Source organism: Rhodococcus sp. MurmanLake-1, from assembly GCF_056945715.1.
Window position 1 is genome coordinate 566,581 of record NZ_JBWZNF010000001.1, and the last position, 24,284, is coordinate 590,864.

The 24,284-nt window shown below is 62.4% G+C and carries 24 protein-coding genes and 1 tRNA gene; 22 read left to right on the forward strand and 3 right to left on the reverse strand.

Features of this window, described 5'->3' with window-relative positions; genetic code table 11:
• Positions 1 to 36 precede the first annotated feature (36 nt).
• From AC2ETI_RS02520 to thyX, 3 genes are read right to left on the reverse strand one after another with little or no spacing between them, the layout of a single operon-like run.
• Positions 37 to 2,046 (reverse strand): ribonuclease J, encoded by a 2,010-nt coding sequence (locus AC2ETI_RS02520; protein WP_019748179.1) that lies wholly within the window; start codon positions 2,044 to 2,046, stop codon positions 37 to 39.
• Complete coding sequence (dapA, locus tag AC2ETI_RS02525) at positions 2,047 to 2,952, reverse strand: 4-hydroxy-tetrahydrodipicolinate synthase (RefSeq protein ID WP_003942142.1); 906 nt, start codon at positions 2,950 to 2,952, stop codon at positions 2,047 to 2,049.
• Positions 2,953 to 2,995: 43 nt separating this feature from the next.
• Complete coding sequence (gene thyX, locus AC2ETI_RS02530) at positions 2,996 to 3,748, reverse strand: FAD-dependent thymidylate synthase (protein WP_029538044.1); 753 nt, start codon at positions 3,746 to 3,748, stop codon at positions 2,996 to 2,998.
• Between the two features lie 154 nt (positions 3,749 to 3,902).
• Here thyX and AC2ETI_RS02535 point away from each other — a divergent pair, with 154 nt between their 5' ends.
• From AC2ETI_RS02535 to AC2ETI_RS02640, 22 genes are all read left to right on the forward strand, one after another.
• Positions 3,903 to 4,382 carry a toxin-antitoxin system HicB family antitoxin gene (locus AC2ETI_RS02535; protein ID WP_019748177.1) on the forward strand — a complete coding sequence of 160 codons (480 nt, stop codon included), beginning with the start codon at positions 3,903 to 3,905 and terminating at the stop codon, positions 4,380 to 4,382.
• A gap of 86 nt (positions 4,383 to 4,468) precedes the next feature.
• Positions 4,469 to 4,903, forward strand: a complete 435-nt coding sequence (locus tag AC2ETI_RS02540; protein ID WP_019748176.1) for an SRPBCC family protein — start codon at positions 4,469 to 4,471, stop codon at positions 4,901 to 4,903.
• Between the two features lie 180 nt (positions 4,904 to 5,083).
• Positions 5,084 to 5,476 (forward strand): Rv3143 family two-component system response regulator, encoded by a 393-nt coding sequence (locus AC2ETI_RS02545; protein WP_044480360.1) that lies wholly within the window; start codon positions 5,084 to 5,086, stop codon positions 5,474 to 5,476.
• A 228-nt stretch (positions 5,477 to 5,704) separates the two neighbouring features.
• A complete protein-coding gene (locus AC2ETI_RS02550) occupies positions 5,705 to 6,064 on the forward strand; it encodes an NADH-quinone oxidoreductase subunit A (protein ID WP_003942165.1) in 360 nt (119 codons plus the stop codon).
• A gap of 80 nt (positions 6,065 to 6,144) precedes the next feature.
• Complete coding sequence (locus AC2ETI_RS02555; protein ID WP_003942234.1) at positions 6,145 to 6,699, forward strand: NuoB/complex I 20 kDa subunit family protein; 555 nt, start codon at positions 6,145 to 6,147, stop codon at positions 6,697 to 6,699.
• A complete protein-coding gene (locus AC2ETI_RS02560) occupies positions 6,696 to 7,358 on the forward strand; it encodes an NADH-quinone oxidoreductase subunit C (protein WP_019748174.1) in 663 nt (220 codons plus the stop codon). The genes AC2ETI_RS02555 and AC2ETI_RS02560 overlap by 4 nt, the downstream gene beginning before the upstream one ends.
• Complete coding sequence (gene nuoD, locus AC2ETI_RS02565; protein WP_019748173.1) at positions 7,358 to 8,689, forward strand: NADH dehydrogenase (quinone) subunit D; 1,332 nt, start codon at positions 7,358 to 7,360, stop codon at positions 8,687 to 8,689. The genes AC2ETI_RS02560 and nuoD overlap by 1 nt, the downstream gene beginning before the upstream one ends.
• Positions 8,686 to 9,510, forward strand: coding sequence for an NADH-quinone oxidoreductase subunit NuoE (gene nuoE, locus AC2ETI_RS02570; RefSeq protein ID WP_020969458.1), 825 nt, complete (start codon positions 8,686 to 8,688; stop codon positions 9,508 to 9,510). The genes nuoD and nuoE overlap by 4 nt, the downstream gene beginning before the upstream one ends.
• A 1-nt stretch (position 9,511) precedes the next feature.
• The gene (gene nuoF, locus AC2ETI_RS02575; RefSeq protein WP_019748171.1) at positions 9,512 to 10,831 is read left to right on the forward strand and encodes an NADH-quinone oxidoreductase subunit NuoF; all 1,320 of its coding nucleotides are present in this window, start codon (positions 9,512 to 9,514) and stop codon (positions 10,829 to 10,831) included.
• Positions 10,828 to 13,245, forward strand: coding sequence for an NADH-quinone oxidoreductase subunit G (locus AC2ETI_RS02580; protein WP_483633515.1), 2,418 nt, complete (start codon positions 10,828 to 10,830; stop codon positions 13,243 to 13,245). The genes nuoF and AC2ETI_RS02580 overlap by 4 nt, the downstream gene beginning before the upstream one ends.
• Positions 13,242 to 14,582: an NADH-quinone oxidoreductase subunit NuoH gene (gene nuoH, locus AC2ETI_RS02585; protein ID WP_483633516.1), complete on the forward strand. Its 1,341-nt coding sequence runs from the start codon at positions 13,242 to 13,244 to the stop codon at positions 14,580 to 14,582. Before AC2ETI_RS02580 ends, nuoH begins: the two co-directional genes overlap by 4 nt.
• Complete coding sequence (nuoI, locus tag AC2ETI_RS02590) at positions 14,575 to 15,177, forward strand: NADH-quinone oxidoreductase subunit NuoI (protein ID WP_483633517.1); 603 nt, start codon at positions 14,575 to 14,577, stop codon at positions 15,175 to 15,177. Before nuoH ends, nuoI begins: the two co-directional genes overlap by 8 nt.
• Complete coding sequence (locus AC2ETI_RS02595) at positions 15,174 to 15,971, forward strand: NADH-quinone oxidoreductase subunit J (protein ID WP_020907504.1); 798 nt, start codon at positions 15,174 to 15,176, stop codon at positions 15,969 to 15,971. Before nuoI ends, AC2ETI_RS02595 begins: the two co-directional genes overlap by 4 nt.
• Positions 15,968 to 16,267: an NADH-quinone oxidoreductase subunit NuoK gene (nuoK, locus tag AC2ETI_RS02600; RefSeq protein WP_003942238.1), complete on the forward strand. Its 300-nt coding sequence runs from the start codon at positions 15,968 to 15,970 to the stop codon at positions 16,265 to 16,267. The genes AC2ETI_RS02595 and nuoK overlap by 4 nt, the downstream gene beginning before the upstream one ends.
• Before the next feature lies 1 nt (position 16,268).
• Complete coding sequence (nuoL, locus tag AC2ETI_RS02605) at positions 16,269 to 18,161, forward strand: NADH-quinone oxidoreductase subunit L (RefSeq protein WP_021333588.1); 1,893 nt, start codon at positions 16,269 to 16,271, stop codon at positions 18,159 to 18,161.
• Positions 18,155 to 19,759, forward strand: coding sequence for an NADH-quinone oxidoreductase subunit M (locus AC2ETI_RS02610; protein WP_483633518.1), 1,605 nt, complete (start codon positions 18,155 to 18,157; stop codon positions 19,757 to 19,759). The genes nuoL and AC2ETI_RS02610 overlap by 7 nt, the downstream gene beginning before the upstream one ends.
• A complete protein-coding gene (nuoN, locus tag AC2ETI_RS02615) occupies positions 19,756 to 21,351 on the forward strand; it encodes an NADH-quinone oxidoreductase subunit NuoN (protein ID WP_483633519.1) in 1,596 nt (531 codons plus the stop codon). The genes AC2ETI_RS02610 and nuoN overlap by 4 nt, the downstream gene beginning before the upstream one ends.
• A 4-nt stretch (positions 21,352 to 21,355) precedes the next feature.
• A complete protein-coding gene (locus AC2ETI_RS02620) occupies positions 21,356 to 22,039 on the forward strand; it encodes a lysoplasmalogenase family protein (RefSeq protein WP_483633520.1) in 684 nt (227 codons plus the stop codon).
• 30 nt (positions 22,040 to 22,069) lie between these two features.
• The gene (locus AC2ETI_RS02625) at positions 22,070 to 22,654 is read left to right on the forward strand and encodes an RNA polymerase sigma factor (RefSeq protein WP_483633521.1); all 585 of its coding nucleotides are present in this window, start codon (positions 22,070 to 22,072) and stop codon (positions 22,652 to 22,654) included.
• Positions 22,651 to 23,370 (forward strand): hypothetical protein, encoded by a 720-nt coding sequence (locus AC2ETI_RS02630; protein ID WP_080910511.1) that lies wholly within the window; start codon positions 22,651 to 22,653, stop codon positions 23,368 to 23,370. Before AC2ETI_RS02625 ends, AC2ETI_RS02630 begins: the two co-directional genes overlap by 4 nt.
• Before the next feature lie 20 nt (positions 23,371 to 23,390).
• On the forward strand, positions 23,391 to 24,017 hold the full coding sequence (locus AC2ETI_RS02635; RefSeq protein ID WP_019748160.1) for a class I SAM-dependent methyltransferase: 627 nt from the start codon (positions 23,391 to 23,393) through the stop codon (positions 24,015 to 24,017).
• Positions 24,018 to 24,120: 103 nt separating this feature from the next.
• Positions 24,121 to 24,191, forward strand: a tRNA-Cys gene (locus AC2ETI_RS02640).
• Positions 24,192 to 24,284 lie beyond the last annotated feature (93 nt).

Sequence of the window (24,284 nt, forward strand, 5' to 3'; positions counted from 1 at the left end):
ACCGGGTTCGAGCGGAAGCGACCTGCTGTGCCGAATCTACGGAACCGCGATGACCGTCGGAATGATCATCGGACGGCGGCGGTACTTGTCCGCGACCCAGCGTCCGACGACGCGGCGCACGGACTGCGCGATGCGATGAGCGTCGATGACGCCTTCGCTCGCCAACCGGGCCAGGTCCGATTCCACGAGATCCGCGGCGGCCTTGAGTGCCGTCGGATCGTCGGAGAAGCCGCGACCGGACACCTCGGGAGTGCTGACTGCACGTCCTGTCGACTCGTTGATGACGATGGTGATGGCGATGAAGCCGCCTTCACCGAGTACGAGGCGATCGGAGAGCGTCGGCTCGCCGACGTCACCGACGGACAGACCGTCGACGTAGACGTGTCCGACCGGTACGCGTCCCACGATCTCGGCGAGGCCGTCGACCATGTCGACCACGACGCCGTCCTCGGCCAGCACGATGCGCTCTTCCGGAACGCCGGTGGCCTTGGCCAGGGCGGCGTTGGCACGCAGGTGGCGCCATTCACCGTGGACGGGCATGGCGTTGGTGGGCCGAACCGCGTTGTACAGGTAGAGCAGCTCACCGGCGGACGCGTGGCCCGAGACGTGAACCTTGGCGCTCTGCTGAGTCACGACGGTGGCACCACGCTTGGCCAAGCCGTTGACCACGGCGAAAACGGAGTTCTCGTTGCCCGGGATCAGGGAGGACGCGAGAACGACCAAGTCGTTGGCCCGGATGTTGATTTGGCGGTGCTCGCCGCGCGCCATCCTCGAGAGCGCTGCCAACGGCTCACCCTGCGAACCCGTGGAGATGAGAACGAGGCGATCGTCGGGAAGGGTGGCGGCGGTGTCGATGTCGACGACCAGGCCGTCTGGCACCGTGAGGTAGCCGAGATCCTGGGCGATCTGCATGTTGCGGACCATCGAGCGGCCGACGAAGACGATGCGACGGTTGTACCGAGCGGCAACGTCGACGACCTGCTGGATGCGGTGCACGTGGCTGGCGAACGATGCCACGATGACGCGCTGCTTCGCCTTGCCGATGACGTTGTCGAGCACTCCCCCGATTTCACGCTCGGGCGTGACGAATCCCGGGACCTCGGCGTTGGTCGAGTCCACGAGGAACAGGTCGACACCCTCGTCGCCCAGGCGGGAGAAACCGGCGAGGTCGGTCAGGCGGCCGTCGAGAGGCAGCTGATCGAGCTTGATGTCACCGGTGTGCAGTACAACTCCGGCGTCGGTGCGAATCGCGATTGCGAGCGCGTCGGGAATCGAGTGGTTGACGGCGAAGTACTCGCAGTCGAACGGGCCGTGAGTGGTGGTGTTTCCTTCGACGACCTCGACGAGGTTCGGTCGCAGGCGATGCTCGCGGCACTTGGCGGCAACGAGGGCGAGAGTGAACTTCGCGCCGATGACCGGAATGTCCGCGCGCAGGCGCAGCAAGAACGGTAGAGCACCGATGTGGTCCTCGTGGCCGTGAGTCAAGATGACGGCTTCGACGTCGTCCATACGGTCTTCGATGTAGCGGAAGTCCGGGAGGATCAGGTCGACGCCGGGCTGCTGGTCCTCGGGGAACAGCACACCGCAGTCGACGATCAGCAACTTGCCGCGGTGCTCGAACACCGTCATGTTGCGACCGATTTCGCCGATGCCGCCGAGAGCAACGATGCGCAGACCTGATGCCGGCGCCTTCGGGGGTGTTCCGAGGCGACCGGTGGGATCGACGGCCGGACGGTTCTCGGGGCGCTTGTTTCCGCGCCCGTTGCCCGCCTTCGACGCTGCCGGACGGTTGCCGCCGGCAGATTTGCGTGGCGACCTGTCTTCGGTCGATTTCTTGGGTGCAGCAGATTTAGTGGCTGCGGACTTGGTCGCTGCAGATTTGGCTGCTGCGGCCTTCTTGGGCGGGGCGGCTGCGGCGGGGGCCGCTTCTGCCGCCGGCGCAGCTGGTGCCTCTACCGGTGCGGCCTTCGCGGCCGTTTCGGGAGCCGGAGGCGAAGGCGGACCGGCTTGACGACTGGCACTACGACGTCGGGGGGGACGGGTCATTTACAAAACTCCTGCCGCATGCAGATCGGCGGCAAGACCGTCGATCTGCTCTTTAGTGGGTGCAACCTGCGGAAGGCGTGGTTCTCCGACATCGATTCCGATGAGTCGCAGACCCGCCTTCGAAGCGCTGACACCGCCGAGGCGGGCAACGGAACGAATCACAGGGATCAAACTGAGGTTTATCTCGCGTGCGCGGGCGATGTCGCCGGACACGAACGCGGTGTGGAGGTCGCGGAGGCGACCCGGAACGAGATGGCCGATGACGCTGACGAAGCCGGTAGCACCGACAGCGAGCCACGGCAGGTTCAGCGGGTCGTCACCGGAGAAGAACTGAAGCTCGGTGGTGCCGATCAACTCTGCGCCGGCGTTGAGGTCACCCTTGGCATCCTTGACGGCCTTGATCCGCGGGTGCTCGGCGAGTCGGCGGATCGTTTCGGTCTCGATGGGGACGACGGAGCGGGGCGGAATGTCGTACAACATGACGGGCAGGTCGGTCGCGTTGGCGACGGCGGTGAAGTGTGCAAAGAGTCCGGCCTGGGGCGGACGCGAGTAGTACGGGGTGACGACGAGCAGACCGTGCGCACCGGCGCGAGCCGCGTCACGGGCGAGTTCGACACTGTGGGCGGTGTCGTTGCTCCCGGCGCCTGCAACGATCTTCGCGCGGTTGCCGACGGCGTCGATCACTGCGCGGAGCAGGTCGAGCTTCTCGGACTCGGTGGTGGTGGGAGACTCACCGGTCGTGCCGGCAAGAACGAGGCCGTCGCAGCCGTTGTCGACGAGATGGGCTGCGAGGCGCACTCCCGCGTCGACGTCCAACTTCCCGTCGGCAGTGAACGGGGTCACCATCGCAACGGAAATGGTGCCGAACGGACGCTCGACAAGAGAAGCGGAATCACCGTAGGTCATGGTCAGAAGGTTACCCGGTTCAGCTCTTACTTCTGCACACGAGTCACGACTCGGCCGCAAATGCACTGACGGCGATTTCCGATCCGTCGCTTCCGCGGAGAATCTCGTAGTCCCCGAACACATTTGGGGCGACGTCACGAAGCTGACGTAGGCACTCGATCGCGACTCGCCGGATCTCGACGTCGGCATGTTCGGTGGCGCGCATCTCGACGAAGTGCCGCCAGGCCCGATAGTTCCCGGTCACGACCAAGCGCGTCTCGGTTGCGTTGGGCAGCACCGAGCGCGCAGCTTGCCTGGCTTGCTTCCCACGCATCGGGGCACCGGGCACTGATTGCAATTTCCCCTCGAGGGCGGTCAGCAGTTCGCCGTAAGCGCGACGGCTCTCGTCGGTGGCAGACAGAAACAGTGATTCGAGCTCGGGATCACCTTCGACCGCGGGAGGCACGACAACGTTCGCATCATTCTCGCGAACGAATCGCTGCGAGAGTTGCGAGTACGAGAAGTGCCGGTGACGAATCAATTCGTGAGTGCACGAGCGCGAGATACCAGTGATGTAGAAGCTCACCGTCGCGTGCTCTAGCACCGAAACGTGTCCGACCTCGAGCAGATGTCTGAGGTAGCCGGCGTTGGTTGCGGTTCGCGGATTCGGCTTGGACCAACTCTGGTAGCAGGCTCGGCCGGAGAACTCGACGAGCGCTTCGCCGCCGTCCGCGTCCGTCTCCCACGGAATGTCCTCGGGCGGGAAGAACTCGGACTTCGCCACCAACTGCACTTTCAGCGACACCGTGTTCGGCACAACCCACTCCTCGACAAGCACGAAACGACCAGCACGAAACCCGGGCGCCGTTCGCCTCAGGTGCTGGGCAACTCTATAGCGGTTGCGCTCCCCCGAGATCGAGTGACGTCACCACACCCTTGACTGACGTCACTTTTGACGCCACTCTGGTGTCATGGACATTTCGGAGTACACCGCGAAGCTGCAGAATGACCTCGTCACCGCAGCCGAACTCGGCGACGATCACACGCGCCGGATTGCGGCGTCGTTGTCCGCCGCCATCGAACCCTCGGTCCGCCTGGTCTTGTTGGCCGCGGCGACGGAGTTGGCCAAGGAGATCGGGACCAAACTCGACGGCCGCGAGGTCAGGGTCAATCTCGACGGCAACGAGATCGTGACCGACGTCGTCCGCCCGACGAATTCGACCGGCGGCGAGGGCGGAAACGAGAAGGCAGACGACGAGAAGAAGGACTCCACTTACTCGTTCGACGACGTCAGCGGCGATATCAGCCGAGTGACGTTGAGGATGATGGAGCAGATCAAAGCCCGCGCCGAGGAGGCAGCCAATCAGAACGGAGTCTCCCTCAACTCGTGGGTTTCACAAGCCGTTCAGGGCGCATTGCGGGACCAGATGCGCAAGAACGGCATGGACTAGTTCGACGCCACCCTGATCGCCGATGATCTAATTGCGCAACTGCAGTAATCACGAACCGTTGCCGCAAGGCGAGAAGGAGCACGTTCATGGCCGTTTCGGGCGTCAAGGAATTCGAGATCAAGGCTGATCCGGCGACGGTGATGAAGGCCGTAGCTGCAGTCGATCGGCTGCCGGAGTGGTCGTCTGCGCACAAGAAGATCACCATCGAGAGCACCCACGACGACGGTCGACCCCATCGCGTTCGCATGGCCGTGTCCATTCTGGGAATCAACGACGAGCAGGTAGTCGACTACACCTTCGAGGGCGACGACAAGGTGACCTGGACACTCGTCGAGAGCGGCCAGCAGAACCAGCAGGACGGCTCGTACGTCTTGACTCCCACCGACGGTGGAACCAAGGTCACCTTCGAACTGACCATCGATCCCAAGATCCCGCTGCCGGGCTTCCTGGTGAAGAAGGCGCAGAAGACGGCCCTGGAAACTGCAAGCAAGGGCCTGACGAAGTTCGTCGAAAACTTCTGAGCGCACACGCAATTCAGGCGGCCCTTACTTCGGCGTTCATCGCCGGGTAGGGGCCGTTTGCTGTGAAGCCCAGCTGCGATTTCTCGGAAGTTCTTGCCGATGTTGAACATTCGCCGGTAGCCGTGGACCGCCCGGAGTAACGTCGGCCGCGTGTCCGCCGAGACCGCAGAGCCCAACTCCATGGCACCCGTGCGCATCCTCGTCTACAGCGACGACGCACACACCCGCGAGCAAGTTCGGCTCGCTCTCGGAGAGCGCCCACATCCTTCGATGCCCACCATCGACTACGTCGAGGTCGCGACCGCGCCGATCGTCGTCGACAAGCTCGATGCCGGCGGAATCGATCTCGCCATCCTCGACGGCGAGGCGAGTCCGGCGGGCGGCATGGGCGTCGCGAAACAACTCAAGGACGAGATCGTCGACTGTCCGCCGATCCTCGTACTGACCGGTCGACCCGACGATGCGTGGCTGGCGTCGTGGTCGCGAGCGGAAGCCTCAGTGCCGCAGCCGATAGATCCGATGGAACTCTCTTCCACCGTCATCGCGCTTCTGCGTCGGCAACTGAGCCGGTGAGCACCCGTTGCAGCGGTGATTCGTTGCGGCGCCGACTACTTCGGACTTTCGAGAGCGAAACTCGGCACCTCGAAAATCAACCCAATGTCGGAGGCCTCCCCTAGTGTGGGTGTCGCAGGTCACATAAGTGTCGAATTGCTGGCAGTATCGAAATCGAACGGCACCTTCGGGTTAACGGCACCTTCGGGCTAGGCGGACATCCGCACAGCGGAGAGGAGTTCGGGTGAGATGAACGCTTACATCCCCATTCTCGTTCTCGGGGTCATCGCGATGGCCTTCGCTGTGGTGTCGGTTGTTCTCGCGTCCGTGGTCGGCCCGAAGCGGTACAACAGGGCGAAACTCGAAGCCTACGAATGCGGAATCGAACCGGCACCCCGTACCGCTGGTGGCGGACGGTTTCCCGTCAAGTTCTATCTGACGGCAATGCTGTTCATCATCTTCGACATCGAGATCGTTTTCCTCTATCCGTGGGCGGTGCATTTCGATTCGCTCGGTTTGTTCGGCCTCGCGGCGATGGGCCTTTTCATAGTCAACGTCTCGGTGGCATACGCATACGAATGGCGACGAGGCGGTCTCGGTTGGGACTAGCTCAGCGAACACAGGAACAGCACACACGAGTCAGACAAAACCGGTCACACCGCAGCTGTTACGACTGAAAAGAGTCGGATATGGGTCTCGAAGAAAAGCTCCCCAGCGGATTTCTACTGACCACGGTCGAGGGCCTGGCAGGTTATGCCCGAAAAGGATCACTGTGGCCTGCCACCTTCGGGCTCGCGTGCTGCGCCATCGAGATGATGGCAACCACGTCGGGTCGCTTCGACCTGGCGCGGTTCGGTATGGAGGCATTCCGCGCGTCGCCGCGACAGGCAGACCTTCTGATCGTGGCCGGGCGGGTCAGTCAAAAGATGGGCCCGGTACTTCGTCAGGTCTACGACCAGATGGCCGAGCCGAAATGGGTTCTGGCCATGGGTGTATGCGCGTCGTCCGGCGGAATGTTCAACAACTACGCAGTGGTTCAGGGCGTCGACCACATCGTGCCGGTCGACATCTACTTGCCCGGCTGTCCGCCGCGGCCGGAGATGCTCCTGAACGCGATCATCGAACTGCACCGAAAGATCCAGGAAATGCCCCTCGGCGTGAACCGCGAAGAGGCACGCGCGGCAGCCGAGCGCGCCGCACTGGCATCCACCCCCACCATCGACATGAAGGGGCTGCTGCGATGACCTCGGGTAACACCGGCGCGAGAGGGATGTTCGGGGTCCGCGGCACTGGCGACACCTCGGGCTACAGCAGGCTTGCCCCTCCGATCTCTCTAGAGGACAAGGCTTCTCGACCCTTCGGCGGTTATTTCGATGCAGTCGCGGATTCGTTGGACGCGGCATTGAGCAGCGCGGGTGGCACTTTCACCGCTGCAGTCGAGCGTGTGGTGATCTTTCGAGACGAGATGACGCTGCACGTCGAACGCTCCCACTTGCCGCAGGTTGCGCGAAGACTGCGCGACGAACCGGACCTTCGCTTCGAGCTCTGCCTGGGTGTCGACGGAGTGCACTACCCGCAGGACACCGGTCGTGAACTGCACGCCGTGTATCCACTTGCCTCGATTACGCACAACCGCCGAATCAGGCTGGAAGTATCTGTGCCGGATTCCGATCCGCATATTCCGTCGATCGTCGGGATCTACCCGACCAATGACTGGCATGAACGCGAGACGTACGACTTCTTCGGGATCGTCTTCGACGGTCATCCGGCCCTGACCCGCATCGAGATGCCCGACGACTGGAAAGGCCACCCCCAGCGGAAGGACTATCCGCTCGGCGGTATCCCGGTCGAGTACAAGGGCGCCCAGACTCCGCCTCCCGACGAGCGTAGGTCGTACAACTGATGAACGAGACGACAGGAAGCAACTCCGGTGCCACGACGGAAACCGTCGTCACGGCATCGGGTCAGGACTGGGACGACATCGTCACCGCGGCCGCCCGCCAGCGAACCGGCGAGGCGGAACGGATCGTGGTCAACATGGGCCCACAGCATCCGTCCACTCACGGGGTCTTGCGCCTCATTCTCGAGATCGAGGGTGAGACGGTCGTGGAAGCTCGATGTGGAATCGGCTACCTGCACACCGGAATCGAGAAGAATCTCGAATTCCGGAACTGGACGCAGGGCGTCACTTTCGTTACTCGAATGGACTACCTGTCACCGTTCTTCAACGAAACCGCGTACTGCCTCGGAGTCGAGAAACTTCTCGACATCACCGACGACATTCCCGAGCGAGCCACCGTCATTCGCGTCATGATGATGGAACTCAATCGGATCTCCTCACATCTCGTGGCCCTGGCGACCGGCGGAATGGAACTCGGCGCCGTAACGGCGATGCTGTTCGGATTCCGCGAACGCGAATTGATTCTGGACGTGTTCGAGACGATCACCGGACTGCGGATGAATCACGCCTACATCAGGCCTGGTGGTCTCGCTCAGGATCTACCCGACGGGTCGGTCGCGAAGGTTCGGGAATTGTTGAAGGTCCTACCGAAACGGTTACGTGACGTCGAACTGATGCTCAGCGACAACTCCATCTGGAAAGCACGTACCCAGGGAATCGGATATCTCGATCTCACCGGCTGTATGGCGCTCGGGGTGACGGGGCCGGTCCTTCGCGCCACAGGTCTCCCCCACGATCAGCGTCGAGCGCAGCCGTACTGCGGCTACGAGAACTACGAGTTCGACGTAGTGACACACGACGGATCCGATTGCTACGGAAGGTACGTCATCCGCGTCGAGGAGATGAAGGAGTCCCTCAAGATCGTGGAGCAGTGCCTCGACAAGCTGCAACCGGGCCCGGTCATGGTGGACGACAAGAAGATCGCCTGGCCTGCCGATCTCGCTGTCGGACCGGATGGCCTCGGCAACTCGCAGAAGCACATCGCCAAGATCATGGAGTCCTCCATGGAAGGTCTGATTCACCATTTCAAACTGGTCACCGAGGGTATCCGCGTGCCGCCAGGTCAGGTGTACGTCGCCGTCGAGTCTCCGCGTGGCGAATTGGGGGTGCACATGGTCAGCGACGGGGGAACCCGGCCGTACCGCGTCCATTTCCGGGACCCGTCGTTCACCAACCTTCAAGCGGTCGCCGCGATGTGTGAGGGAGGCATGGTGTCCGACGTGATCGCTTCGGTTGCCAGTATCGATCCCGTCATGGGCGGAGTGGACCGATGACCGGCCCGAACGGCTCGTCACGCGTGTTCATCGAACTCGGGCCGCGCCCGGAAGAGCCCACGCAATTGGTACGCCCTGGCGCACGATCGAGCTATCCACCCGACGTACTCGCCCGACTCGACGCCGACGCCGAAACCGTCATCGCTCGTTACCGTGAGCCTGACGCCGCCGCGACCACCAGTCGATCCGCCCTGTTGCCGCTCCTTCATCTCGTGCAATCCGAGGACGGGTACATAACCCCGGCCGGGATCGATTTCTGCAGTGCCAAGCTGGGATTGACGGGCGCCGAGGTCGCCGCAGTTTCCACCTTCTACTCCATGTATCGCCGGGGGCCGACGGGTGAGTATCTGGTCGGAGTCTGCACCAACACGCTGTGCGCGATCATGGGCGGCGACGACATCCTCGCGGCACTCGAAGAGCACCTGGGCTCGACAGGCTCCAGAGACGAAGGTGGACACTCCATCTCGACGTCCGACGGTAAGATCACCCTGGAACACATCGAGTGCAATGCGGCGTGCGACTACGCCCCCGTCATGATGATCAACTGGGAGTTCTTCGACAATCAGACCCCGGAATCGGCGCGCTCACTCGTCGATGCGCTCCGCGCCGGAGAGCGCGTGACACCCGATCGCGGTGCCACGCTGTGCTCGTTCCGGCAGACTGCGCGCACTCTGGCTGGTTTTCCGGATACGCGAATCGAGGCAGCCGAAGCGCAGACCGTCGGCGATGCAACTCTTGCCGGACTACGTATCAGCCGATCTCTCGACGACAACCCACCCGGCTCGGCCTCCGCGGCCGACGCTCCCGGCGAAGGGAAGTGACATGACACTCGCCCCCGTCCTGAGTCGATACTGGGATCAACCGAATTCATGGACCCTCGACAGCTACCTTCGCCGCGACGGCTACCAGGCGCTGCGCAAAGCGCTGGCCACGCCCCCCGACGCCGTGATCGAAACCGTCAAGGACGCGGGCCTGCGCGGACGTGGCGGCGCGGGCTTCCCGACAGGCCTCAAGTGGAGCTTCATCCCCCAGGTCTCCGAAGACAAGCCAGGAGACGGCAAGCCTCACTACCTCGTCGTCAATGCCGACGAGTCCGAACCGGGCACATGCAAGGACATGCCGTTGATGATGGCGACCCCACACACGTTGGTGGAGGGAGTGATCATCGCGGCGTACGCAATTCGAGCAGCGAAGGCGTTCATCTACGTCAGAGGTGAGGTTGTCCCGGTTCTGCGGCGCCTACAGACCGCTGTCGCCGAGGCTTACGCGGCTGGATATCTGGGCCGCAACGTCCTCGGTTCGGGTTTCGATCTGGATCTCGTCGTCCATGCCGGAGCCGGCGCCTATATCTGTGGGGAAGAGACGGCTCTCCTCGATTCGTTGGAGGGACGACGCGGTCAGCCCCGCCTGCGGCCGCCGTTCCCCGCTGTCGCCGGTCTCTATGCCTGCCCGACCGTCGTCAACAACGTCGAGTCCATCGCGAGTGTTCCGTCGATCGTCCTGGGCGGCCCGGAGTGGTTCCGGTCGATGGGAAGTGAGAAGTCACCGGGATTCACGCTGTATTCGCTCTCGGGTCATGTCACCACACCCGGCCAGTACGAGGCTGAACTCGGAATCACCTTGCGCGAGCTGCTCGAATACGCAGGCGGGGTCCGCGCTGGACACACCCTCAAATTCTGGACTCCCGGCGGATCCTCGACACCGATCTTCACCGACGAACATCTCGATGTCCCACTCGACTACGAGGGCGTCGGCGCCGCGGGATCCATGCTCGGTACCAAGGCCTTGCAGATATTCGACGAGACAACCTGCATCGTGCGTGCGGTGTTGCGATGGACCGAGTTCTACGCTCACGAATCCTGCGGTAAATGCACGCCGTGCCGCGAGGGCACGTACTGGCTGGTGCAGATCCTGCGTCGGCTCGAAGGTGGAACAGGAACCGAGGCCGATCTCACCAAACTTCTCGATATCTCGGACACGATCCTCGGAAAGTCCTTCTGCGCGTTGGGTGATGGAGCGACCAGCCCGATCATGTCTTCCTTGAAGTACTTCCGCGAGGAATACGTAGCGCATTTCGACGGTAACGGATGCCCGTTCGATCCTCACCGGTCCGTTCTCGCGACAGGAGCGTTCGTCTCATGACTGCAGCCGACGCCACCACTGGAACCGATGCGGCACCGCCGATTGATCTCGTCACCCTCACCATCGACGGCCGGGAACTCCAGGTCCCCCAGGGCACGTTGATCATTCGCGCTGCGGAGATGATCGGCACCCAGATTCCGCGGTTCTGCGATCATCCTCTATTGGACCCGGTCGGTGCTTGCCGCCAGTGCATCGTGGAAGTCGAAGGTCAACGCAAGCCGGTGGCGTCCTGCACGACACCGGTTGCGGACGGAATGGTCGTCACCACACAGCTCACGTCGCCTGTGGCCGAGAAGGCGCAACGCGGGGTGATGGAACTCCTGCTCATCAACCACCCTCTGGACTGCCCCGTGTGCGACAAGGGCGGCGAGTGTCCGCTCCAGAACCAGGCGATGTCGACCGGTCGCACCGAATCCCGGTTCGGTGAGGAGAAAAGGACCTACCCCAAGCCCATCCCCCTCTCGTCCGAGATCCTCCTCGACCGCGAGCGTTGTGTCCTCTGCGCCAGGTGCACGCGATTCTCGAGTCAGATCGCCGGCGACCCGTTCATCGATCTCCTCGAGCGCGGCGCGCTTCAACAGGTCGGGATCTACGCCAACGAGCCCTTCGAGTCCTACTTCTCGGGCAACACCATCCAGGTTTGCCCGGTCGGCGCGCTCACCAGTACGGCATACCGATTCCGGGCGCGACCGTTCGATCTGGTGTCCAGCCCCAGCGTGTGTGAACACTGCGCCGACGGATGTGCTCAGCGCACCGACCACCGTCGCGGAAAGGTTCTCCGTCGTCTCGCCGGGGACGACCCCGACGTCAACGAGGAATGGAACTGCGACAAGGGGCGCTTCGCTTTCACGTACACGACCCAAGGTGATCGGATCACCACTCCCCTGATCCGCAATGCTGACGGCGAATTGATTCCGGCGTCGTGGCCCATGGCACTCGACCTCGTTGCGCGATCCTTCGCGCAGGCCCGCGGTGACGCAGGCGTACTCGTCGGCGGACGCTCTACCTTGGAGGACGCCTACGCCTACGGTAAGTTCGCGCGAGTTGCTCTCGCTACCAACAACATCGACTTCCGAATCCGCGCTCACTCAGCCGAAGAGGAAGATTTCCTCTCAGCTCACGTCGCTGGCCGCACACTCGAAGGGTCGGTGACGTACCAGGACCTCGAATCTGCCCCGACCGCGTTGCTGGTAGCTCTCGAGCCAGAGGAGGAGTCACCGATCATCTTCCTGCGACTGCGCAAGGCCGCACGTTTCGGCAAGACGGCGGTGCTCTCCAGCGCGCCATTCGCTACGCGCGGCCTGCAGAAGATGGGCGGTGGTCTACTTCGGACCGTACCCGGAAGTGAAGCAGCTCTGATGGATTCGTTGTCCCACCCCAGCAGTGAGGAGGGTCAGCTCCTCCGGCAGCCCGGTGCTGTGATCCTGCTGGGTGAGCGACTGAGTGCGGTAGTAGGCGGCTTCGCCGCGGCGCTGCGACTCGCCGAATCGACGGGAGCTTCTTTGGCTTGGGTACCACGCCGCGCTGGTGATCGCGGCGCCGTCGAGGCCGGCGCGCTACCGGGATTGCTTCCCGGCGGACGCCCCGTTGCGGACCCGGCAGCACGTCAGGAGGTGGAATCAGTGTGGGGGGCCTCCATCCCGGCATCCGACGGTCGCGACGCCGCGAGTCTGCTGGATCCGGCGCAGACGACTGCTGCGCTTCTTGTCGGCGGCGTCGAGTTGAGTGATCTCCCGAACCCGGCGAAGGCAAGGGCCGCGATCGAAGCCGCAGGGTTCGTTGTGAGTTTGGAGATCCGTCACAGCGGAGTCACCGAACTCGCCGACGTCGTCTTCCCGGTGGCACCGGTCGCCGAGAAGCCCGGAACCTTCCTCGACTGGGAAGGCCGCGAGCGCGTGTTCGACACCGCGTTAAGAACGACAGGAGTGATGCCGGATCAGCGCGTTCTCCACGCGATCGCAGCCGAGATGGGCATCGATCTGGGCCTACCCGACGCAGATTCCGCACGCTCGGAGATACACCGCCTCGGCGCTTGGTCCGGATCGCGCCCCACCTCGCCTCAGGTCCCGTCAGGCACCATGCCCACACCGGCACTGGGCGAGGCAGTGTTGTCGAGTTGGCGAATGTTGCTCGACAACGGCCGATTGCAAGACGGCGAGCCCAACCTGGCGGGTACGGCACGGCCGTCGCTCGTGCGTTTGTCGGCCGAGACCGCTGCCGAGATCGACGCCGACAACGGCGATCACGTTGCGGTGTCGACTGAATCCGGTTCCATCACATTACCGTTGGAGATCACCGACCTCCCGCCTCGAACAGTCTGGCTCCCGCTCAATTCACCGGGTAGCACGATCTACGAAACGCTCTGCGTCACCGCGGGGTCCGTGGTGAAGATTGCGAAGGCGGGAGCGCAATGAACACCCACGAGTACGGGACGGTCGCAGCTCCGGTCGACCTGTCGGCGTTCGGGCACGACCCGTGGTGGTTGGTGATCGGCAAGGCTCTCGCAATCTTCGTGTTCCTCGTACTCACCCCGCTGGTGGCGATCTACGCGGAACGAAAGGTCATGGCACGCATGCAGATGCGTGTCGGACCGAACCGCGTCGGCCCCCGTGGAATGCTCCAGAGCCTCGCTGACGGAATCAAGCTCGCCCTCAAGGAGGGCATCACACCGACCGGCGCCGACAAACCGCTTTACCTCCTCGCGCCCGTCATCGCGGTCGTGCCCGCCTTCATGGCTTTTGCTGTCATCCCGTTCGGTCCACAGGTGTCGATTTTCGGAACCCGGTCACCCCTGCAACTGACCGATCTACCGGTCGGCGTTCTGTACATCCTGGCCGTCACTTCTATCGGTGTGTACGGGATCGTCCTTGCCGGCTGGTCTTCGGGATCGACGTATCCCCTACTGGGCGCACTTCGATCGACCGCGCAGGTCATCTCGTACGAGGTAGCGATGGGCCTGTCTTTCGCTGCCGTTTTCCTCTACGCCGGCACGATGTCCACGTCCGGCATCGTCGACGCCCAACAGGGAGCCTGGTACGTCTTTCTCCTCCTGCCGTCCTTCCTGATCTACGTGACAGCCATGGTCGGCGAAACCAACAGGGCTCCCTTCGACCTTCCCGAGGCCGAAGGTGAGCTGGTAGGTGGGTTCCACACCGAGTACTCCTCCCTCAAGTTCGCGATGTTCATGCTGGCCGAGTACGTGAACATGGTGACGGTGTCCGCTCTGGCCACCACGCTGTTTCTGGGCGGGTGGCACGCACCGTTCCCGTTCAATCTTTGGGACGGCGCCAATTCCGGTTGGTGGCCGGTGCTGTGGTTTGTCGCGAAAGTGTGGGGCTTCCTCTTCGTCTTCATCTGGTTGCGCAGCACGCTTCCTCGATTGCGCTACGACCAGTTCATGAATCTCGGCTGGAAGGTTCTGATCCCAGCAGCTTTGGTATGGGTGATGGTGATCGCGACCGTTCGTGCGTTCCGCAACGAGGGCTACAACACCTGGGTCGTACTTCTCTGCGTCGCACTGGTTCTCGGAGCTGCGCTCCTGATCGTGTTGGCCGGGACCTACCGCGGCCGACGCCGAACTGCCGCGTTGGTCACCGCTTCGGGGGCTTTGCCTTTCGATGCAATGTCGGGCGGCTTCCCGGTTCCACCGCTGCCTGGTCAAAAACTGCCTGGTCAAAAACTGCCTGGTCAGAACGTGCCACCGCCGCGACGCACAGATGTTTCCGACACATCGGAGGACTCCCATGCCTGAATTCCTCGGACCTATCGCGGGTTTCGGAGTGACGCTCTCGACCATGTTCAAGAAACCCGAGACCGAGTTCTATCCGGAGGAGAAGCGCCCCACCGCGCCCGGATACCACGGTCGCCATCAACTCAACCGGTATGCGGACGGACTCGAGAAGTGCATCGGTTGCGAACTGTGTGCCTGGGCCTGCCCCGCCGACGCGATCTATGTCGAGGGTGCTGACAACACCGAAGAAGAACGGTTCTCCCCCGGAGAGCGCTACGGGCAGGTGTATCAGATCAACTACCTGCGGTGCATCGGCTGCGGCCTCTGCGTCGAGGCCTGCCCCACTCGGGCCCTCACGATGACCAACGAGTACGAGATGGTCGACGACAATCGAGCTGGATTGATCTACGAGAAGGACCGACTGCTCGCGCCCCTGAAACCCGACATGACAGCGCCACCACACGCGCTGCGTCCCGGCACAACTCAGGACGACTACTACCGCGGCGACATCACAGCAGTACCCGAACAAGCAGTACCCGAACAAGCAGTACCCGAGCAAGCAGTATCCGAGCAAGCAGCACCCGAGCTAGAGCCGAACCCGGAGACCGAGAAATGATCGCGGCGGTCACGACCACGATCCTGGCGGAGGGAACGATGACATCGACCTCCACCGGCGAGGCGGTGCAGTTCTGGATCCTCGGAACCCTTGCGGTGATCAGCGCTTTGGGTGTCGTCGCCGCTCCCAAGGCCGTCTACTCTGCACTCTTCCTTGCGATGACGATGATCATTCTGGCCGTGTTCTACATCGTCCAGGGCGCACTGTTCCTGGGTGTCGTTCAGATCGTCGTCTATACCGGCGCGGTGATGATGTTGTTCTTGTTCGTCCTGATGCTGGTGGGCGTGGATTCTTCGGACTCCCTGGTCGAAACGCTACGCGGACAACGAGTCAGCGCGATCGTGATCGGCGTCGGATTCGGGCTGCTCCTTATCGGCGGCCTCGGAAATGCGTCGATCTCGGGCTTCACCGGATTCACCGGACTCGACCAGGGCAACATCGACGCACTCGCCGATCTCATCTTCATCCGCTACGTCTGGGCCTTCGAACTGACCGGTGCACTGCTGATCACGGCGACACTCGGCGCAATGATGCTCGCACACCGGGAGAAGATCGGAGCCACACTCAGCCAACGCGAACTCTCGCAGCAACGATTCGCGTACCTGGGCAGCGATGAAGACAATCCCGAAAAGGGCTCGGCCACTCCACTCCCCAGTCCCGGCGTGTACGCACGTCACAACGCAGTGGACATGCCGGCCTTGTTGCCGGACGGAACGTTCTCGACGCTCTCTGTCAGCAGCGCGCTCACTCCACGTTCCCCGGATCCGAGCACCGGTGAGGAGACTCAGCGATGAATCCCGAGAACTATCTGTATCTGTCCGTCCTGTTGTTCACGATCGGAGCTGCAGGAGTCCTCCTGCGCCGCAACGCCATCGTGGTGTTCATGTGTATCGAATTGATGCTCAACGCCGCCAACTTGGCGTTCGTGACCTTCGCGCGCATGCACGGCAATCTGGACGGCCAGATCTTCGCCTTCTTCACGATGGTGGTCGCTGCGGCCGAAGTAGTCGTCGGCCTGGCAATCATCATGATCATCTTCCGATCTCGGCGTTCTGTATCCGTCGACGACGCAGACCTGCTGAAGTACTGATATGTCAGGAGGAATCACGTCCGCCATCTGGTTGCTCCCCGCCCTGCCGCTGTGCGGCGCCGCTGTCCTTTTGCTGGCCGGTCGTCGCACGAACGCGTGGGGTCACCTGCTTGCCTGCGTCATGGCTATCGCGTCGTTTGTCGTCGCAGTGGTGTTTTTCATCGCCATGCTCGGCCGTGACACCGCCGACCGCACCGTCACCGAGCACCTGTTCAGTTGGGTCCCGGTCGACAGTCTTCAGGTCGAGTTCGGACTGCAACTGGACCAACTGTCGATGTGTTTCGTTCTGCTCATCACCGGTGTAGGTTCGCTGATCCACATCTACTCGGTCGGATACATGGCGCACGACCCCGAGCGTCGTAAGTTCTTCGCGTACCTCAATCTTTTCCTCGCTGCAATGCTGCTTCTGGTGCTCGCCGACAACTTCCTCGGACTCTACGTCGGCTGGGAAGGCGTCGGGTTGGCGTCATACCTGCTGATCGGCTTCTGGCAGCACAAGCCGTCGGCGGCGACTGCCGCCAAGAAGGCTTTTGTCGTCAATCGGGTGGGCGACATCGGATTGATGATCGCAATGATGTTGATGTTCAGCACATTCGGCTCGCTCTCGTTCAGCAATGTCTTCGGCGACGCGTCCGGCGCAAGCGAAGGTGTCCTGACGGCGATCGGTCTGATGCTCCTCCTCGCTGCGTGCGCGAAGTCGGCGCAAGTGCCGCTGCAGTCGTGGCTCGGCGACGCGATGGAGGGCCCCACCCCCGTTTCGGCTCTGATTCACGCGGCCACGATGGTCACCGCCGGCGTCTACCTGATCGTGCGCTCCAATCCGATCTTCGATCTCGCGCCCGACGCTCAACTCGTGGTTGTCATCGTCGGTGCCGTGACGCTCCTGTTCGGTGCGATCATCGGCTGTGCGAAGGACGACATCAAGAAAGCGCTCGCCGCATCGACCATGAGTCAGATCGGATACATGGTCCTGGCCGCGGGTCTCGGACCAGCCGGATACGCCTTCGCAATCCTTCATCTGATCACCCACGGATTCTTCAAGGCGGGCCTGTTCCTCGGCGCCGGCTCCGTGATGCACGCGATGAACGACGAAACCGACATGCGGCGCTACGGCGGACTCCGAGCGTTCATGCCACTGACTTTTGTCACGTTCGGGCTCGGATATCTTGCCATCATCGGTGTTCCGCCGTTTGCCGGGTTCTTCTCCAAGGACAAGATCATCGAGGTTGCAATCGGCGAGGGCGGCGTCAAGGGCGTTGTGCTTGGCATCGTCACGCTCTTGGGTGCGGCGCTCACTGCCTTCTACATGAGCCGCGTGATGCTGATGACCTTCTTCGGGAAGGCCCGCTGGGAGAACCAGAAACCTCACGAATCTCCGGCGGTGATGACGTCTCCGATGATCATTCTGGCGGTGGGATCCGTCGGGGCCGGCATGCTCCTGACCATCGGGTCCAGCTTGCAGAACTGGCTGGAACCGGTAGTCGGCTCCCATCACGTCGAACCGCCGATACCCGCATGGTCGATCACCGCGCTGGCGCTGCTCGCAGTCGCCGCCGGCGTCGCGATTGCTTATCGCGAGTACGCCACACGGGAGATTCCCGTGGTGGCACCGACTCCGGTTTCTCCGTTGACCGTTGCGGCTCGCCGTGATCTGTACGGTGACGCCTTCAACGAGGCGGTGTTCATGAAGCCGGGACAACAACTCACCAAGTCGCTGGAAGTGGTCGACACCAAGGGAATAGGCGGCGTCGTGGGTAGCTTTGCGGTGGTCGTCACCGGGTTGTCCACGCTCACGCGGAAGCTGCAGACCGGGTTCGTTCGTTCGTACGCGCTGGTGATGTTTGTCGGAGCAACACTCGTGGTCGCGACAATGATGGCGGTGACACTGTGGTGATCGAAGCGGCGGTGAGCGACTCTGTGACCAATGCCGGCTTCCCTGCGCTGACGGCGCTCTGGCTGCTTCCGCTCATCGGAGCGGGTGTTGTCCTCGCTCTGCCTGCACGGTCGTACCAATTTGCCAAATCTCTCGCACTGGCAGTGTCCGTGGCAGTCCTGGTGATCGCTGGCGGTCTCGGAATTGCGTTCGACCGCGGCGGCGAGCAGTTTCAGTTCGTCGAAAGCCACAGCTGGATACCGGCTTTCGGTACCAGCTACACACTCGGACTTGACGGCATCGCACTCGTTCTGGTTCTTCTCACCGCAGTGCTGGTGCCATTACTACTGATCGCGGGCTGGAACGACGTCCCCGCGGACCCGGCATCACCCAAGCGGATGCCGCACACCTATTTCGCGCTGATCCTTGTTGTCGAGTCCATGGTGATGATTTCGTTCAGCGCCTTGGATATTCTCCTGTTCTATATTTTCTTCGAGGCAATGCTGATACCGATGTATTTCCTCATCGGCGGGTTCGGTGGAGTTGGCCGATCGCGGGCCGCCGTGAAGTTTCTGCTCTACAACCTCCTCGGCGGCCTGGTTATGCTCGCTGCGGTCATCGGCCTGTACGTGGTCACCACGCGCGACGAGAGTCCCTTCACCAGCGGCACTTTCGACTTCCGAGCGATCGCGTCCGCGGCGAGCAGCGGTGAACTCGGCGTCGGACCCGGGGTGCTCAATGCCTTGTTCCTCGGATTCATGTTCGCGTTCGCGGTCAAGGCACCGCTCTGGCCGCTACACAGTTGGTTGCCGGACTCCGCAGTGGAATCGACTCCGTCGACAGCAGTGTTGATGATGGCGGTCGTGGACAAGGTAGGCACCTTCGCGATGATTCGCTACTGCCTGCAACTGTTCCCGGAGTCGTCGTCGACTTTTGCACCGTGGATCATCACGCTCGCCGTGATCGGAATCGTCTACGGCGCAATACTGGCGATCGCGCAGACAGACGTCATGCGACTGATCGCCTACACGTCGATTTCACACTTCGGCTTCATCATTCTCGGAATCTTCGCGATGACCAGCCAGAGCCAGGCAGGTTCCGCGCTGTACATGGTTAATCACGGAATCTCCACTGCCGCGCTGTTCTTGATTGCGGGCTTCCTGGTCTCGCAGCGAGGTACACGATCGATCGCAGCGTACGGCGGCGTCCAGAAAGTCGCACCCGTCCTGGCCGGCACATTCCTCGTTGCGGGGTTGGCAACACTGTCTCTGCCGGGTCTCGCTCCGTTCGTCAGCGAGTTCCTGGTGCTGATCGGAACGTACTCGCGCTACCACGTGGCCGCTATCGTGGCGACTGTCGCGCTTGTACTGTCCGCGATCTACATACTCTGGCTCTATCAGCGCATGATGGGCGGACCGGTGAAGGAAGGGCAGGGAACGATCCGCGACCTCGCGCGACGCGAACTCGTGGTGGTCGCCCCTCTGATCGCACTCCTCCTGCTTCTCGGCATCTACCCCAAGCCTGCCTTGGACGTCATCACTCCTGCAGTGAGCCACACGGTCGTCTACGAGGCACCGACGCCGCTCGTCGCCGACCACGAAGGAGGTGCCCACAAATGAGTTCCTTCAACGACGTGACCATCCTCGGCTCGGCCGACGCGGCATCACCCAGTATCGAATACAGCCTGCTCGCACCGATGTTGATCGTGTTCGGTGTTGCGGTGGCCGGGGTACTCATCGAAGCCTTTGCACCCCGGCGTATTCGGTACCCAGTGCAACTCGTCCTCGGTGTCGGAGGTTTGGCGGCCGCATTCGTGGCAGTGCTTCTGCTCGCCGGCACGCGGTCGACGGCGATGATGGGTTCTGTTGCTGTCGACGGACCGACGCTGTTCTTGCAGGCCACGATCCTTCTTGTGTCGATCCCCGCGGTACTGCTGATTGCCGAGCGAGGCTCGGGCAACACCGCCCAAGTGATTGCGCAACATGACGCGCTCGGCAGTTTCACCCCTCAAGCGTCGAGCGTCCCGGGAAGTGTTGCGGAGCAAGAAGCAGTGAAGGTCGGTATCGCCCAGACCGAAGTCTTTCCGCTCACGCTCTTTGCGGTCGGCGGTATGTTGTTGTTTCCGGCTTCGAACGATCTACTGACGATGTTCGTTGCGCTCGAAGTGTTCTCACTGCCTCTGTATCTCCTGTGCGGTCTGGCACGTAGACGTCGCCTGCTCTCCCAGGAAGCTGCGCTCAAGTACTTTCTGCTCGGGGCATTTTCGTCGGCGTTCTTCGTTTTCGGAATTGCGTTGCTGTACGGCTATGCCGGGACGGTCACGCTCTCCGGTATCGCCGACGCAGCACGCATCGGGTCGGGCACCGACGCCTTCCTCTGGCTCGGAACGGCCCTGGTGGCAGTGGGGTTGCTGTTCAAAGTCGGTGCAGTGCCGTTTCATTCGTGGATTCCCGACGTCTATCAAGGGGCGCCGACGCCGATCACCAGTTTCATGGCGACTGCGACCAAGATTGCCGCGTTCGGCGCCATCCTTCGCGTCTTCTACGTGGCCCTGCCCAATGAATACGTGAACTGGCGCCCGCTGATGTGGGCGGTCGCGATTCTCACGATGGTTGTCGGATCGATCGTTGCAGTGACGCAGACCGATATGAAGCGAATGCTGGCCTATTCGGCTGTCGCGCACACCGGATTCATTCTGACCGCCGTGGTGGCGGACTCGGATGCCGGCCTCGCCTCGGCGATGTTCTATCTTCTGGCTTACGGATTCAGCACCGTGGGTGCGTTCGCCGTCGTCAGTGTGGTCCGAGACGCTGACGGTGAGGTCGCTGCGCTGTCGCGCTGGGCCGGATTGGGCAGACGCTCACCATTGGTCGGCGTTGTGTTTGCACTGTTCCTGTTGGCTTTCGCCGGGATTCCGTTGACCAGTGGGTTCATCGGAAAGTTCGCGGTGTTCAGCGCGGCCGCCGAGGGTGGGGCCGCGCCTCTCGTCATCGTCGGCGTCCTGTGCAGCGCGATCGCCGCCTACTTCTACGTGCGAGTGATCGTGTTGATGTTCTTCACCGAATCGGCGGAAGACGCACCGACCGTCGTGGTGCCGAGTGCACTGACCAGCAGTGTGATCGGCCTCGGCGCCGGTGTAACGCTCATCCTCGGCATACTCCCCCAGCCGGCGCTCGATCTCGCCGAGCGTGCAGCGGACTTCGTGCACTGAGCCGATGCGTGAATCTGTTCGCGACGCCGGACTGCCGAGTACCTTCCGGTCGCCATGGTTTGTCGGGTTTTCCGCGGTGGCGATTCTTCATCTGATCCTGAATGCCGCTGATGCTGTGCCCTGGGACGGGATCACCAAGGTCATGCTCGCGCCGATTCTGGCTGCCTGGGTTGTCGACCAAGGCGGACCGAGGATTGTTGCTGCTGCGCTGATTGCCTGCGCTTTCGGAGACCTGTTCCTGATCTGGGACTCCACGTTTGTCATCGGGATGGCCGCCTTCGCGATCGGTCACGTCTGTTTCATCCGATTCTTTCTCTCGCACGGCGCTCTTCGGGAGATACGAAGGCGGCCATGGTTTTTGTGCGCGTACGCCGTTGCCGGAATTGCCCTTGTGTCGTACGCCTGGACCGGTCTCGAACCGGCACTTCGGATTGCCGTCCCTGTGTACGCCGCAATCCTGGTGGGAACCGCGTCCACCGCACTGGCCTACAACACGATCACCGGTATCGGCAGCGCACTGTTCCTCACCTCTGACGCCCTGATCCTGCTCGGTCAGGCGAACAAGTGGCAGCCTGCCGCTGCCGGCATCTGGATCATGACGCTGTACATCCTTGCGTTGTTGCTCCTGACCGTCGGAATCCTCGGCCGGAGTAACACGGCATACCGTCCATTGGCGCCCACGCTGTAAGGATCAGCAACCAGCCGGACATCTCTTCTTATGACGCCGAAATCCGAGGACGGGCCACCACCGAGCGACGAAGAGCGTTTCACCGTCCTGTGGGACGCCTACGCCGGTCGGGTGTTCGCCTATACCTGCCGCCACGTCGATCATCACAGCGCACAGGAAGTTGTCTCCGAGACGTTCCTCGTTGCCTGGCGACGCTTGGACGACGTGCCCGAACAGGCACTTCCATGGCTGTTGGTGGTGGCTCGAAACACCGTGAACAACAACCGTCGAAGCGTTCGGCGCCATGATGCGTTGACCGAGAAGATGCGACGAATCGAGCAGATCGCGGCATCGACGCCGGGCGCCGACGTCACTGTCACCGACCGCACGGAACTGCTCGAAGCACTGGCAACACTCACCGTCGCCGAGCGTGAAGCCCTACTCCTGACTGCCTGGGACGGATTGACCGCCACCGAAGCAGCGCGGGTCGCCGGGTGTTCGGTTCCAGCCATGCATGTTCGACTCTTTCGCGCTCGGCGTCGATTGAGCACCGGGTTGGCTTCAGAACCTGACACCGCGATCCCGATGAACACCGCCCGACCTTGCGCTGCCGCCGAACACGGGAGTACTCCATGAGCAAAGATTTGCTGACCACCCTCGAGAAGCTGCGGCCGACCGATTCTCTTTCCGCCGAACTCTGGCCCGAGAACGTCCAGGTTGCCGCTCGCATCCGAATCATCGCTGACGAAAACAACATTGGAACACCCAGAGTTCCACGCCGCCGGGTAGGCGCCGTAGCTCTCGTCGCGATGCTCTGTGCAGCGGGAATGGTGGGCTGCGCCGCTGCCACGGCGATGATGCCTAAACCGTTTACGGATATGTACTCGGGTTGGCAGACCATGCCGGGAACCAACGGCGGAATAGATCCGTCCACCGCCGAGCGGGTCGGGTCCATCCCCGGACCTGACGGAACCGTGTTCAGCGTCTTCGTTGCCCACGGCGCTGATGGCTGGAGGTGCGTCGCCCCGGTTTTCGAGACGTCATCCGAGACCGACAAGGTTGGTCCGTCGAAATTCATCAGCCTCGGACACGGCTGCAGATCGAACGACGACTTGTACGGCGCAGATTCATTCGGGGGCGGCGCCGGGTACGAGGCCGGTTCGCACGAGGCGACCTACGACGCAGGGGCGGGAGGTGCCGTTCGGGCCGAACTTCACACCGCAGACGGCCAAATCTATCCGACAATTCTTGCCGAAGACCGCTTCTACGGATGGATTCCCCTCTCACTCACCTTCCCGCGTCCAACTCTCGTCGGATATGCCGCAGACGGGACGGTCGTCGGCACCCGGTGAGCTGTCGGTACCCTCGAAAGATGACTGCACAGGCCCCGAACGAGCGCATCCCCAGCCAGTGGGAAGAGATCACTGCAGCCGACTCGACGCATTCCACACGATATGTCGAGCGTTTCCGTTCCATGAGAGCGGACGGCAAGGACATTGTCGGGGAAGCACGTTTGATCGACGCGATGCTCGGACGCGGTGGCCGGGTTCTCGATGCAGGGTGCGGGCCGGGCCGACTCGGCGGTTATCTGCACGACGTCGGGCATGTGGTTGTCGGAGTCGACGTTGACCCGGTTCTCATCGCTGCCGCGGAGGAGGACCACCCCGGCCCTACGTGGCTTGTCGGCGATCTCTCCGAGCTCGATCTACCGGCCCGCGGTGTCGAGGCGAATTTCGACGTCATCGTGTCGGCAGGCAACGTGATGGCGTTTCTCGCTCCGTCAACCAGGCAAGCAGTATTGTCAGGATTTGCTCGTCATCTCGCTCCGAGCGGCCGAGTGGTCATCGGATTCGGTGCCGGCCGTGGCTACGAGTTCCCCGAGTTTCTCGCCGACGCGGCCGCGAGTGGCCTCGAGGCTGATCTGCTGCTGTCCACGTGGGATCTGCGCCCGTTCAAGGACAATTCCGAATTCCTGGTCGCGGTGTTCTCCCGCGCCTAGCCCGCCAGTTCACCGCCTTCCCTACAATCCGTCACATGGCGATCAATTCACCCTGATCACAATCCTGGCGACTGTTGTTCACTACGAACATAATTGGATCAATGCGGGTGTGGCCGAGCGGCAAGGCAGCGGTCTGCAAAACCGTCCACGCAGGTTCGACTCCTGCCATCCGCTCAGCTTGCGAACCAGCGACTCATGCCGCGACCAACCACCTACCAATGACATTCGGTGCACGCAGCCTGCATCGCTCCGCTCTGTCTCCGCGCA

Bases quoted from the DNA above. Each gene is read 5' to 3' on its own strand.
- AC2ETI_RS02520 (WP_019748179.1), bottom strand. From the start codon at position 2,046: ATGACCCGTCCCCCCCGACGTCGTAGTGCCAGTCGTCAAGCCGGTCCG.
- dapA (WP_003942142.1), bottom strand. From the start codon at position 2,952: ATGACCTACGGTGATTCCGCTTCTCTTGTCGAGCGTCCGTTCGGCACC.
- AC2ETI_RS02535 (WP_019748177.1), top strand. From the start codon at position 3,903: ATGGACATTTCGGAGTACACCGCGAAGCTGCAGAATGACCTCGTCACC.
- AC2ETI_RS02540 (WP_019748176.1), top strand. From the start codon at position 4,469: ATGGCCGTTTCGGGCGTCAAGGAATTCGAGATCAAGGCTGATCCGGCG.
- AC2ETI_RS02545 (WP_044480360.1), top strand. From the start codon at position 5,084: ATGGCACCCGTGCGCATCCTCGTCTACAGCGACGACGCACACACCCGC.
- AC2ETI_RS02550 (WP_003942165.1), top strand. From the start codon at position 5,705: ATGAACGCTTACATCCCCATTCTCGTTCTCGGGGTCATCGCGATGGCC.
- AC2ETI_RS02555 (WP_003942234.1), top strand. From the start codon at position 6,145: ATGGGTCTCGAAGAAAAGCTCCCCAGCGGATTTCTACTGACCACGGTC.
- AC2ETI_RS02560 (WP_019748174.1), top strand. From the start codon at position 6,696: ATGACCTCGGGTAACACCGGCGCGAGAGGGATGTTCGGGGTCCGCGGC.
- nuoD (WP_019748173.1), top strand. From the start codon at position 7,358: ATGAACGAGACGACAGGAAGCAACTCCGGTGCCACGACGGAAACCGTC.
- nuoE (WP_020969458.1), top strand. From the start codon at position 8,686: ATGACCGGCCCGAACGGCTCGTCACGCGTGTTCATCGAACTCGGGCCG.
- nuoF (WP_019748171.1), top strand. From the start codon at position 9,512: ATGACACTCGCCCCCGTCCTGAGTCGATACTGGGATCAACCGAATTCA.
- AC2ETI_RS02580 (WP_483633515.1), top strand. From the start codon at position 10,828: ATGACTGCAGCCGACGCCACCACTGGAACCGATGCGGCACCGCCGATT.
- nuoH (WP_483633516.1), top strand. From the start codon at position 13,242: ATGAACACCCACGAGTACGGGACGGTCGCAGCTCCGGTCGACCTGTCG.
- nuoI (WP_483633517.1), top strand. From the start codon at position 14,575: ATGCCTGAATTCCTCGGACCTATCGCGGGTTTCGGAGTGACGCTCTCG.
- AC2ETI_RS02595 (WP_020907504.1), top strand. From the start codon at position 15,174: ATGATCGCGGCGGTCACGACCACGATCCTGGCGGAGGGAACGATGACA.
- nuoK (WP_003942238.1), top strand. From the start codon at position 15,968: ATGAATCCCGAGAACTATCTGTATCTGTCCGTCCTGTTGTTCACGATC.
- nuoL (WP_021333588.1), top strand. From the start codon at position 16,269: ATGTCAGGAGGAATCACGTCCGCCATCTGGTTGCTCCCCGCCCTGCCG.
- nuoN (WP_483633519.1), top strand. From the start codon at position 19,756: ATGAGTTCCTTCAACGACGTGACCATCCTCGGCTCGGCCGACGCGGCA.
- AC2ETI_RS02620 (WP_483633520.1), top strand. From the start codon at position 21,356: ATGCGTGAATCTGTTCGCGACGCCGGACTGCCGAGTACCTTCCGGTCG.
- AC2ETI_RS02625 (WP_483633521.1), top strand. From the start codon at position 22,070: ATGACGCCGAAATCCGAGGACGGGCCACCACCGAGCGACGAAGAGCGT.
- AC2ETI_RS02630 (WP_080910511.1), top strand. From the start codon at position 22,651: ATGAGCAAAGATTTGCTGACCACCCTCGAGAAGCTGCGGCCGACCGAT.
- AC2ETI_RS02635 (WP_019748160.1), top strand. From the start codon at position 23,391: ATGACTGCACAGGCCCCGAACGAGCGCATCCCCAGCCAGTGGGAAGAG.